The organism is Pseudomonas sp. 11/12A, from assembly GCF_000800055.1.
Taxonomy (GTDB): Bacteria; Pseudomonadota; Gammaproteobacteria; order Pseudomonadales; family Pseudomonadaceae; genus Aquipseudomonas; species Aquipseudomonas mohnii.
Genome location: NZ_JUGV01000001.1, coordinates 3,612,738 through 3,624,050, shown reverse-complemented (window position 1 = coordinate 3,624,050; position 11,313 = coordinate 3,612,738). Strand labels below are relative to the sequence as shown.

The window sequence follows — 11,313 nt, the reverse complement described above, 5'->3', positions numbered from 1 at the left end:
GCAGGCTCGCTCCCACAAGGATTGGTGATGTGCCTTCTATGTTTGGCACAACACAAACCCTGTGGGAGCGGGCTTGCCCGCGATGGCGTCAGAGGCTTACGCGCTGACCTTGAGCCCAACCAGTCCGGCAATAATCAATGCCACACTGGCCAGCCTCACCAGCGCCATGGACTCGCCAAACAGGATGATCCCGGCGATCACCGTGCCGACGGCACCCACACCGGTCCAGATCGCATAGGCCGTGCCCAGCGGCAGTTCCTTCATGGCAAGGCCCAACAAGCCAAGGCTGACGCCCATGGCTGCAACGGTCAGTGCGGTGGGGAGAGGGCGGCTGAAACCGTCGGTGTATTTCAGGCCGACTGCCCAGCCGACTTCGAACAGGCCGGCGAAAAACAGAATGATCCAGGACATCAAAGACCTCCATCGATTGACGGGGTCGTCCCCAGATTAATGACTCGATTGAGCCGCGAGGTCGTCCTCGCGTTGCGCAATATAGTGCCCAGCATTAACCCGGGGATCAAGTTTGTGGATCAATCGGTGGCTTGCCGAGCCGCAATTTTCCGGTCTTCCTTCTCGCTCATGCGACGGAAATACGTCGAGAGCAACGCCCCGGAAATGTTGTGCCACACGCTGAACAATGCACTCGGCACCGCCGCCAGTGGCGAGAAGTGCGCACTGGCCAGGGCTGCCCCCAAACCTGAGTTCTGCATGCCGACTTCCAGCGCCAGTGACTTGCGCTGAGCCAATGGCAACTTGAACAGGCGCCCGGTGAAGTAGCCCAGCAGATAGCCGAAGCTGTTGTGCAGCATGACCACCGCCATGATCAGCAAGCCGGACTCGGCAATCTTCGCCTGGCTGGCGGCAACCACGGCGGTGACGATGATCACGATGCTGACCACCGACACCAGCGGCAACACGTCCACCGCGTGGCGAACCCGATCACCGAGCAGGCGCTGGGCAACGACGCCGAGCACGATCGGCAGCAGCACCACTTGCAGGATCGACCAGAACAGCTCCATGAACGACACCGGCAACCAGGCCGAGGCCAGCAGCCAGATCAATGCCGGCGTCAGCAGTGGGGCGAGGAGGGTGGTGACGGCGGCGATGGCCACCGACAGGGCCAGATCGCCGCGTGCCAACCAGGTCATCACGTTTGAAGAGGTGCCGCTTGGGCAACAGCCGACCAGGATCACGCCGACGGCGATTTCGGGCGGCAGATGGAACGCCTGGCAGAGTAACCACGCCACGCCGGGCATGATCACGAAATGTGCGACCACGCCCAGGGCCACGCGCCATGGATGGCGAGCGACTTCGGCGAAGTCTTCGAGCTTGAGGGTCAGGCCCATGCCGAACATCACCAGCCCCAGCAGCGGCACGATGGCACCCTTCAGGCCGATGAACCATGCCGGTTGCAGAAACGCCACCACGGCGAATATCAGTACCCAGTAAGCGAAGGTGTTGCCGACAAAGCGACTCAATGCAGCCAGTGCGCGCATGGCCTGATCCTTATTATTAAGTAGCAGCAGAAGCCCACCTGTAGGAGCGAGCTCGCTCCCACAGTAAAACCACCAGACTTTAGATCCCTTGCGGAGTCTCTTCTCCACCCAATGCCTCAACCAGCGCCGGCAGGAAGTCGCCGAAGGTGAGCATCATCAGGGTGAAGCTGGCATCCAGTTGGCCCAGGGCTTCGTCGCCACCGTCCTGTTCCGCCTGGTCTTGCAGCAGGTCTTCGAACTTCAGGCGCTTGACCACCATCTTGTCGTCGAGGACGAAGGACAGCTTGTCCTGCCAGGCCAGCGACAGCTGAGTGACGACTTTGCCAGTGCTCAAGTGCAGCTGGATTTCTTCGCTGGTCAGGTCCTGACGCTTGCAACGCACGATACCGCCGTCTTCGTGGGTGTCGCGCAGTTCGCACTCGTCCAGCACAAAGAAATCGTCCGCGGCTTTCTGGGTGGTGACCCACTCGGTCATGGTCGCGGTCGGAGACATTTTTACCGTCAGCGGGCGCACCGGCAGGGTACCGATCACTTCACGCAGGGTGGACAGCAGGTCTTCGGCACGTTTCGGGCTGGCCGAGTTCACCAGGATCAGGCCCTGTTTCGGCGCGATGGCGGCGAAGGTCGAGGAGCGGCGGATAAAGGCGCGCGGCAGGAAGGCCTGGATGATTTCATCCTTGATCTGGTCGCGTTCCTTTTTATAGACCTTGCGCATTTGCTCGGCTTCGATCTCTTCGACCTTCTCCTTGACCGCGTCACGCACGACGCTGCCTGGCAGAATACGTTCTTCCTTGCGGGCGCTGATCAGCAGGAAGTCGCCACTGACGTGCACCAGCGGTGCATCTTCGCCCTTGCCGAACGGCGCGACGAAACCGTAGGTGGTCAACTCCTGGCTTGCACATGGACGCGCCAGTTTGGTGGCCAGTGCAGTTTCCAACGCCTCGGCATCAACAGGCAGATCTTGGGTCAGGCGATAGATAAGCAGGTTCTTGAACCACATGGGGTGAGTCTCTCCTTTATACAAAGGGAGGCATTATTGTCCTCGCGGTGCCATTGGCCAACCCTTCTCTAAGCCTTTGGAAGGCATGAAAAATTAATTAAAAAAGTGCTTGCCAGAGGTAGGGTCGCTCCGTAGAATGCGCGCCACACCGAACGTGAAGGGTGATTAGCTCAGCTGGGAGAGCGTCTGCCTTACAAGCAGAATGTCGGCGGTTCGATCCCGTCATCACCCACCATTCGCATTCAGTGTTACGCGCAGCGGTAGTTCAGTCGGTTAGAATACCGGCCTGTCACGCCGGGGGTCGCGGGTTCGAGTCCCGTCCGCTGCGCCATATTCGGTAACCTGGAATACTGAACGCCAGGTCACCACGGAAAAGCCCGCTGATGCGGGCTTTTTTCTGCCCCAAGTTTGTATGTTGTTCCTGTGGGTTGCATCGTTTCACCGGTTTTTAGATTTTTTTGAAAAAAACATCAATTAAATCAACACTTTATAAAAACCTGTGGCATAATGTGTCCCGCAACGAAGGTAAAGGGTGATTAGCTCAGCTGGGAGAGCGTCTGCCTTACAAGCAGAATGTCGGCGGTTCGATCCCGTCATCACCCACCACTTTCAACGCTACGCGCAGCGGTAGTTCAGTCGGTTAGAATACCGGCCTGTCACGCCGGGGGTCGCGGGTTCGAGTCCCGTCCGCTGCGCCATATTCGGTAACCTGGAACACTGAACGCCAGGTCACCACAGAAAGCCCGCTCAATGCGGGCTTTTTGCTGTCTGGAATTTGGCTTTTCCTGCGGCGAATCGGCCCTTCGATGGTAAGAGCGAACGTGCTCCGGGCGGCGTTCCGACGATGGTCGTCAAGGATAAAGCTGAAAATCTGCTCCCCCCGTGGTGTCCTCGGGGTTTTCGCGAGCAGGCTCGCTCCTACTGTTCGGCGTTGCGGGCGTGTCGGTAATCGCTGACGGCTTCGTAAACGGCTTTGCGCAACCGATTGATGCCGCCGATAGGACGATGAGCCTCAAGCCCAAACCATGGGTTGAACGACTGATTGTCGCATTGCAGGTTCAGCGCAGGCGTGTCGAAGTCCTGTGCAGGCACGTTGATGCGTGCCACGGTCTGGAAGGGCGCATCGTTCTCGCTCCACTCAATACTGGTGTCTTCGATCGGCATGTACTTGTTTGCGTCCTGGCGCTGGATCTGCAAGACGAAACACGCAGGTACCCGATCTGTCGACAGCTGTTGGTTCAGCGCATTGCGCAGGAAGTTCGGCAATTTCTGGTTTTGCGCAGGCAAGCTGTAGGGCGGGCAGCTTTGCGGGTCGGGCATTACACGAAACTTGGCGTTGGCTTCACCGAATTTGTAAGGCGAAACTGAAAAGTACATGGCCTGGGTCGGGCTCGGCGGCGCGGGTGACAGGGTCTTCAGCGCAATAAACAGGTGACGAACCTCCCAGGTGCGCGGGTCCCAACCCGGAAAAAAGGCCATGATTTTTTTGCCGTCGGCCTGAGCGGCGACGTTTTGACGATACTCGGCGACATCGCTGACGAAAAAGTTCGGGTGGTTGAACATCACGAAGTCCTGTTCGCTTCGATGTGTTTGATCGCTCAGCAGTTGTTTGCCCGGCACATCGAGCAGCTTGATCGCCATGCCCCGGGCATCGCGGATGCTGTCGAACTGCGGATAGGCATTGCCGTTGGACAGCCGCATCGTCGCTTGCCAGGTTTTGCCCGGTTCGCTGAACACACCCTGACGTAAATCGTTCGCCAGGTCCGGCAGCACTTTGACCTCGGCTTGCACGCAGCCGTGGGCCTTGGCATGAGCATCGCGCAGATATCGGGTGTTATCGCGGTGCTGGTCGACGATGCGCACGGCGGTCTGGATGATGTCCTGAGTCATTGCCGCTTCGCCGTCCGGAATCAGCTCTTGCGCCGATACGGGGCCGCGGTGTTGCCAGGCAAACCACGCGGTGATCAGCGCCCAGCCAAGCAGCCCAAGACCCAGCAGCCAAAGCAGCGTCTTGCCGAGAAATGCGCCCAGGCGCAGCCAGAGGGTTATGAGCATGCAGAAATCCTTTTGCAAAGGGCGAGGGTCATGGCAATTGCGACTCAAGAGGGCTGCCCAGCACCTTGAGATACTCCAGCAGCGCCCAGCGCTCCTGTGGTTGCAACAGACGGCCGATCACGCCGTTGCCAAGCTTGCCGGCGCGGAACTCGTGGCCGCTGTTGTGGTTGCCGGTGATGCGCGTGTCGAACACAAAGCCATTGGTAAAAGCTTCGGTGCGATAGCCCAGGTGCTTCGGGTCGTACTCGAACGTGCCTTTGTAAAAGGTGGTTGAGCGTTCATCCTGAGGCGAGAGCAATTGATAAAGGCTTGGCACCGAGCCGTTGTGCAGGAACGGTGCTGTCGCCCAGACCCCCGCCAACGGCCGGGCCTTGTAGGCGCGTAACTCGCGAACACCGATCGGCAAGCCGAATCCATCCATTTCAGGTCGCTCGGCGGGTGTGATGCCGGCCTCGCGATAGGCCCGGTTTTCCACAAACGCTGTGACATAGGCCAGCCCTTTGGCCACCGACATCTGGCTCAGATCAAGGGGGGCTTCAGGTTTGGGTTCGACATCCAGTTGATCAAGCTCGGTTTGACTCCACTGCAGCGCCGTCAGGTCGAAGCGATGATTGGCAATGTTGTTGGCAGCGCCGGGGTCGGTGCCGATGTATTCCACCGGGAGCATTTTCAGGTGCTGCACGTATCGCCCTTCGCCTTGAGTCGTCCGAGGGACGTGGCAGCCGGCGCAGTTTTCGCTGAACAGTGCGCGACCTTTTGCGGCCAAGGGTTTGTCGATGGGCCCCAACAGTTCTTCGGGCCAGGCGGGCGGTGCGAGCCGTTGCAGGGTTTCTTCGATCAGATGCAAATCACGCACCCGGACGCTGGAAGGGTAACGATCATCGCCCTTGAGCGGTTGCCGATTACGGTCGAAAAAATTCAGCGTGGCGCCTACACCCAAGGCTTCGCCGATATTGCGAGCCATGGGCTGCTGCGCCGAGCCGTTCCATTGCACCCAGTCGAATGTCCACATATCCCATAGCTGTGGATAGTCCACCGGGGCGTCGGCTACGCGATAATTTTCGGGGGTAATGGCATCGCCGAAACTGGCATTGGCGATGCGCCCGAAAGCATCCGTACGCCCCGGCCCTTCTTCAGTCGGGTAGAGCCCGCGATGGGTGTCGTTCCAGGCCACTTTCAAGAAAGTATCGAGCGAACCTTTGAATTCGTCGCGCAGTTGCTGGCGCCGGGCGTCGTAATCCTGCCCCAGCACCTGACGTGCGAAACGTTCGAATTTCCAGGGGTTGTAATAAGTCGCTGCCAGGCTCGCTACCAAGGCTTGTCCGAAACTGCCACCTTGTAGTGTAGGCACGCTCGAGGGCAGGACATGCTGCGCCGAACCGCCATCGATGCGCACGGCTTGGCCTTTGAAACGCAGTTCCCCGGTATGGCAGGCGGCACAGGTAATATCCAGAAACGTATCCGCGCTTCCGGGATTTTGGTGCCGGGCAAAGCCCACCGGAAGATTTCCGGGGTTGTTCGGCGTGGGTTTCTGATTGGGATCGATTAAAAAGCCGAAGCGTGCGAGGTATTCAGGAGAGGCGAATCGTTGCTGCGAGAAGGGCAGCTCAAGCGCCGTGAACCAATCGTAGTGCAGGCCTTTGACCTGCGTGCCCTGAGGTGTGAAGTAGTAGGTCTGACGGTCGGTATCGCTCCATTGGTCTAGGTAATGCACCTGTTGCGCAGGTGACCAGGCCGGCAGTTTCGGGTTGGCGACATAGTACAGGACCACGGCCAGACACAGCCCGACCAGGATTACGATCAGCATCAGCAAACGGAAGAAGAGGCGCAAGATGAACATCCATGTCGATTATTATTCTTTTATGCCTCAGTGCCAGATCGGCGGCAAGTGGCCATTACGCCAGACATTGTGAGGTAGCAGAACGGCGTCTATGAAAGTCTGATGACGGAAGTTTCATCATCTACACTCCGAAAAGCGTTTAAACACCTGAACTTATCCAAAATTTCCGGCTCTCATGCCGGTAGCCATTGGTCGTGGCCGCCTGATAAGCTCGCGGCTTTACTCGATTGCCCTTTAGGCGCATGAACAAGGAAATAGCATGAAACAGCATCGGTTGGCGGCGGCGGTGGCCCTGGTTAGCCTGGTACTTGCGGGTTGCGACTCGCAGACCAGCGTAGAGCTGAAAACCCCGGCGCAAAAGGCTTCCTACGGCATTGGCCTGAATATGGGCAAGAGCCTGGCTCAGGAAGGCATGGATGACCTGGATTCCAAAGCCGTAGCCCAGGGCATCGAAGATGCCGTCGGCAAGAAAGAACAGAAACTGAAAGATGAAGAGCTGGTTGAAGCCTTCGCAGCGCTGCAAAAGCGTGCCGAAGAGCGTATGGCCAAGATGAGCGAAGAGTCGGCAGCCGCCGGCAAGAAATTCCTCGAAGAAAACGCCAAGAAAGCCGGCGTCGTGACCACCGCTTCGGGCTTGCAGTACGAAGTCGTCAAGAAAGCCGATGGTGCTCAGCCTAAGCCGACTGATGTAGTGACTGTCCACTACACCGGCAAGCTGACCAACGGCACCGTTTTCGACAGCTCCGTCGAGCGCGGCAGCCCGATCGATCTGCCGGTTAGCGGCGTGATTCCGGGTTGGGTTGAAGGCCTGCAACTGATGCACGTCGGTGAGAAGTACAAGCTGTACATTCCTAGCGAACTGGCTTACGGCGCACAAAGCCCAAGCCCGGCGATTCCGGCCAACTCGGTGCTGGTGTTCGACCTGGAACTGCTGGGGATCAAGGATCCAGCAAAAGAAGACGCTGCCAAGTAATCAGCGTCCGCTCTAACAACAACGCCTCGCTAATGCGGGGCGTTGTTGCATCTGGTGTGTGGCGCGGGTAAACAAAGCGAACAGATGCAGCAGGCTGGAGTCATAGACATTGTCGGAGCGGCGTTAACCTCGCCAGATCGCCAAGTCAATGAAATATTGGGTTTTTTTAGATGGGTAAAAAACGCCCGATCTGAGTTCGGCCCTTATGCAACGGGGCTTTCAGCCACGAAAAGCTGCTCTGTTCACAAGGTTATCCACAATTTGTGTGGATAACATTTACATGGGAGGCGTGATGAAATCACCCTGGAATTTTGCTCGTTTCCTGCCATTGGCCGGACGACTGCTTGCTCGTGGACGTTTGCCGACCTTGCTGTTCGCGGTGGCTAGCAAAGGTGCCAGTCAAGGCAATCGGCTGGGCAAACTCAAGGATGATCTGGGCCTGTTGCAGGCACTATGCCTGGCTTATTGGCGCGGTGAATATCGGGCTATCAGCCCTAAAGCGCTGGTGTCGGTCGTGGCGGGCCTGATGTATTTTCTCAGCCCGGTGGACGCGATTCCGGATTTCATTCCGGTATTCGGCATGCTGGATGACATCGCTGTACTGGCCTGGTTGATGAAAGTCCTCGATGACGAACTCAATGCTTTTCGCGAATGGCGTAAACGTCAAATGCCAGAGAAGCTTGCCGTGGTCGAACGCCTGCCCGATACCCCTGAACAACTTCAGCTTCAGGGGCCGAAAAAGAACTGAACTGATTCAATCTCAGCCGCAGATAGATACCCCCCGCGACCTTGGCCGCTGTTAGGATTACACTTCTAGGGAAAAGTGCCGACTCGCTAAGTGTTGTTGTCCTACGGGGTAGTCATGGATATTCAGATAATTACACGCGAAGGCGAGCCCGAATATGCGGTTCTGCCGTGGGCTCAGTATCAGGCTCTACTGAAAGCAGCAGGCATTAACGAAGCACCGTCGCGTCCGGCCGCAGCGCCGCTTGCGACAACCCAGGACCCGATTCTTCCAGGTCTTGATCAACTACGCAGTTTGCGCGAAGGGAAGGGCATCGCCATCGAGGCGCTGGCCCGCACGGTAGGCATCAGCCCGTCTTATCTGGCCATGATCGAAAGTGGCGAGCGTCTGCCCGACGCGGCCATCCGCCGAAGCCTGGCCTGGGAATTGACGGTGCCAGGGTGGAGGGATGAATCGTGAGCGTACGCATCAGTCGTCAACATTGGGACGGATTGCTGGGCGAGCTGGATCAGGCGCGCCGTCAGCGTCATCTATTGACCTATCGGGCATTGCTGGAGCGTTTGCAGCTTCCAACGCCCGCCATGCAAACCCTGACTGCCGCGCTCGAGCATCTGGCGGCACTGGATGCCAAAGCCGAACAACCGCTGCGCAGTTCGCTGGTGATCAGCCAGGGCGCCAGCCGCCTGCCACGTACCGGTTTCTTTGAATGCGTCGAGCGCCTCGGGCGATTTTCCGGGCCGTCCGATGGCGTCGCGGCCGCGTCCTGGCATGCCTCGGAAGTGGTGCGCGTGTTCGAGTACGAGTACCCCGAGTCGGCGGAGGCCTGAGTGTTTTTCCGACTCAAGGCGCAGGTCAGTTACTGGCTGGCACGCCGGCTTTTTCACTGGCAATGGTTCGTGCGACAGCCGCGTGGCTGGAGTTGGCTCGAAGGCCAGTTCGCCCGTATGGCTAACCTGGGCGATGTCGACGCTCAGAGCTTCTATGGCCACATCCTGACCTTTCGCGGCGTCGGTCTGGGCGCTCGCGAAGAGGGCATTCGCTTGCTGCGCCTGGCGGCATTGGCGGGTGATGGCAAAGCGGCGTATCAGGTCGGGGTGATCAGCCTCGCCGGGACGCCGAGCAAGGCGCCGGACCCGGCTGAAGCGGCGCGATTCTGGAGCATTGCAGCGAAGGCCGGGCATCCGTTGGCCGAACTCAAGCTCAAAGAGCTGGCGGCTCGAGATGACGGGCTATAGCCCAAAATCGTGTTGTTCCGGCGGGCGGCATCGCGAGCAAGCTCGCTCCCACAGTGGATTTATTGAAGACGCACAATTCGTGTGATTCAGCATTCCCCTGTGGGACACGATGGCGTCAGACCATTCATCGATGCCCGGCAAGCAGCACATCCTCTTTCTCCGACACCGCCAGGCTGTCGATTAAATGCACGCTGTACCCCTGCACATTCTTCGCGTGGTGTTTAGCCTGTGACGCCATCTCGGCCAATTGGCTGGCATCGAGTTGGCCGCAAACCTGTGGATGCAAATGCACCACGCCGATGGACAGGGACAGCAAGGGGAACTCCTGGCGCAGGCCTTGGCGATTGGGCGCGATAAAGCAGCCGGCTTCCAGGTGTTCGCTGCGATAGAAGCGTCGGCACTGGCTCTGGAAGTCCTCCAGTAACTGATTCAAACGCTTGCGCCAGTCTTCCGGGCCGAGCACCAGCAAGAAGTCGTCGCCGCCGATATGGCCGACGAAGTCGCGGGATGGGTCGACGCGGTCGTTCAGGCATTGCGCCAGGCATAACAGGACTTCATCACCACGGCCGTAACCATAGATATCGTTGAAGGGCTTGAAGCTGTCGATGTCGACGTAGCAGATCATCGATTCCCGTTGCTGTTGCAGCAGCCGCGTCAGGCATTGCTGGATCGGCACATTGCCTGGCAGCAGGGTCAGGGGATTGGCGTAGCGCGCTTGCTGGATTTTAAGTTCGGTAATCAGTTTCAGTACGTCGATCACCCGGCCCAGGCCCAGGTAGCCGCCGTTGAGGGTGATGATGAAGTCTTCTTCGATGCGTTGGCGGGCGCGGCTGGTGATCAGGCGGCTGACCTGTTGCAGTGACTGGCTCACCTCGACGGCGAGGAAGTCATCGTTCATCAGGCGGCTGATGGGTTTGCGGGCGAACAGATCGGTGGCAAACGGCTTGAGCAGGGCGTCTGAGAGTGAATGGCGGTGGACGATGCCACACGGTTGGCCGTGCTCATCCAGTACCGCCAGCGAATTCAGATTGGCCTGGCGGCGGAAGGCTTCCAGTACGGTGGCCGTCGGTGTGTCGCGCGTCACCGCCGGTTGGTCGTTGAGCAGGGCGCTGAGGTCGCTGCCGTCGTCGTTCAACACCACGGCGGTGTTGTCCTGCCGCGGCATCAAGGGGCGGGCATCCCGGGGCGGATGCTCTTGCGGTCGACAGAGCAAATAGCCCTGGACCAGGTCGACCCCCATTTCCGTCAGCACCGCGAGCTCTTCCGGCAACTCGATGCCTTCGGCGATCACCTGTGCGCGTGAGGCTTTGGCGATTTGCAGGATCGAGCCGACGAATTCGCGCTTGAGGGCGTCCTGGTGTATGCCATCGATGAAGTGCCGGTCGATCTTCACATAGTCCGGCCGTAACTCGGACCACAGACGCAAACTCGAATAGCCGGCACCCAAGTCATCCAGGGCAATGGAAAAACCCATCGCCCGATAGTGATGCAGGGCGGTTTGCAGCAACTCGAAATCGTCGGTGGGAGTCTGTTCGGTGAGTTCGATCACGACCTGGCTCGGCGGGATGCCGAAATCGTCCAGCAGTTGCAGGGTGCGGCCGGGTTGGTGTGCGGCTTCGAGCAGGGATTCCGGGGACACGTTGAGGAACAGCTTGCCGGGCAGTTGCTGTTCATTGAAGCGTCGACAGGCGCTTTCACGGCAGGCGATTTCCAGTTCGCTCAAGCGTCCGGCCTGGCGGGCGACGGCAAACAATGCAATAGGGGAGTGCAGCGGGCTGTTGGACGGGCCCCGACTGAGGGCTTCGTAGCCCAGAATCCGTCGTTCAGAAAGGCAAATGATCGGCTGGAACAGACTGTGCAAACCGCTTTGAGTCAGGATTGAACTCAACGCACTCAGCTGTTCTGTTGTGGTCATGGCGATCTCTGGCGATAAAAAAAGGACCGGGCGGGCTCTTGGTAAGAGAGCACG

The 11,313-nt window shown here is 58.8% G+C and carries 11 protein-coding genes and 4 tRNA genes; 9 read left to right on the top strand and 6 right to left on the bottom strand.

The features are described from left to right. Window positions 1-96: 96 nt before the first annotated feature. The 3 genes from sugE to rdgC form a co-directional block, all read right to left on the bottom strand. Window positions 97-411 carry a quaternary ammonium compound efflux SMR transporter SugE gene (gene sugE / locus GQ39_RS16635; RefSeq protein ID WP_047531759.1) on the bottom strand — a complete coding sequence of 105 codons (315 nt, stop codon included), beginning with the start codon at window positions 409-411 and terminating at the stop codon, window positions 97-99. 119 nt (window positions 412-530) lie between these two features. Then, window positions 531-1,496, bottom strand: a complete 966-nt coding sequence (locus tag GQ39_RS16630; RefSeq protein ID WP_047531756.1) for a bile acid:sodium symporter family protein — start codon at window positions 1,494-1,496, stop codon at window positions 531-533. 79 nt (window positions 1,497-1,575) lie between these two features. Beyond that, window positions 1,576-2,496: a recombination-associated protein RdgC gene (gene rdgC, locus GQ39_RS16625; protein ID WP_008060875.1), complete on the bottom strand. Its 921-nt coding sequence runs from the start codon at window positions 2,494-2,496 to the stop codon at window positions 1,576-1,578. Window positions 2,497-2,655: 159 nt separating this feature from the next. Here rdgC and GQ39_RS16620 point away from each other — a divergent pair. The 4 genes from GQ39_RS16620 to GQ39_RS16605 all read left to right on the top strand — a co-directional run bounded on the left by GQ39_RS16620 (window position 2,656) and on the right by GQ39_RS16605 (window position 3,194). Next, window positions 2,656-2,731: transfer RNA gene (locus tag GQ39_RS16620), tRNA-Val, on the top strand. Between the two features lie 19 nt (window positions 2,732-2,750). Then, window positions 2,751-2,827, top strand: a tRNA-Asp gene (locus GQ39_RS16615). A gap of 199 nt (window positions 2,828-3,026) precedes the next feature. After that, window positions 3,027-3,102: transfer RNA gene (locus tag GQ39_RS16610), tRNA-Val, on the top strand. 15 nt (window positions 3,103-3,117) lie between these two features. Beyond that, window positions 3,118-3,194, top strand: a tRNA-Asp gene (locus GQ39_RS16605). A 220-nt stretch (window positions 3,195-3,414) separates the two neighbouring features. Here GQ39_RS16605 and GQ39_RS16600 read toward each other — a convergent pair. Both GQ39_RS16600 and GQ39_RS16595 read right to left on the bottom strand, forming a co-directional pair. Further along, complete coding sequence (locus tag GQ39_RS16600; protein WP_047531752.1) at window positions 3,415-4,551, bottom strand: catalase family protein; 1,137 nt, start codon at window positions 4,549-4,551, stop codon at window positions 3,415-3,417. Between the two features lie 28 nt (window positions 4,552-4,579). Further along, window positions 4,580-6,382, bottom strand: a complete 1,803-nt coding sequence (locus GQ39_RS16595) for a c-type cytochrome (RefSeq protein ID WP_047538958.1) — start codon at window positions 6,380-6,382, stop codon at window positions 4,580-4,582. A gap of 268 nt (window positions 6,383-6,650) precedes the next feature. Between GQ39_RS16595 and GQ39_RS16590 the strand changes: the two genes are divergently transcribed. From GQ39_RS16590 to GQ39_RS16570, 5 genes are all read left to right on the top strand, one after another. After that, the gene (locus tag GQ39_RS16590) at window positions 6,651-7,364 is read left to right on the top strand and encodes an FKBP-type peptidyl-prolyl cis-trans isomerase (protein WP_047531749.1); all 714 of its coding nucleotides are present in this window, start codon (window positions 6,651-6,653) and stop codon (window positions 7,362-7,364) included. Window positions 7,365-7,656: 292 nt separating this feature from the next. Further along, entirely contained in the window at window positions 7,657-8,112 is a 456-nt protein-coding gene (locus tag GQ39_RS16585) for a YkvA family protein (protein ID WP_047531738.1), read from the top strand. Window positions 8,113-8,226: 114 nt separating this feature from the next. Next, on the top strand, window positions 8,227-8,568 hold the full coding sequence (locus GQ39_RS16580; protein WP_047531735.1) for a helix-turn-helix domain-containing protein: 342 nt from the start codon (window positions 8,227-8,229) through the stop codon (window positions 8,566-8,568). After that, complete coding sequence (locus GQ39_RS16575) at window positions 8,565-8,936, top strand: hypothetical protein (protein ID WP_003223109.1); 372 nt, start codon at window positions 8,565-8,567, stop codon at window positions 8,934-8,936. The genes GQ39_RS16580 and GQ39_RS16575 overlap by 4 nt, the downstream gene beginning before the upstream one ends. Further along, on the top strand, window positions 8,937-9,344 hold the full coding sequence (locus GQ39_RS16570; RefSeq protein WP_047531724.1) for a sel1 repeat family protein: 408 nt from the start codon (window positions 8,937-8,939) through the stop codon (window positions 9,342-9,344). It abuts the gene before it with no gap. Window positions 9,345-9,468: 124 nt separating this feature from the next. On the opposite strand, the gene GQ39_RS16565 is transcribed toward GQ39_RS16570, so the two are convergent. Next, a complete protein-coding gene (locus tag GQ39_RS16565) occupies window positions 9,469-11,259 on the bottom strand; it encodes a bifunctional diguanylate cyclase/phosphodiesterase (protein WP_047531722.1) in 1,791 nt (596 codons plus the stop codon). Window positions 11,260-11,313: the final 54 nt, after the last annotated feature.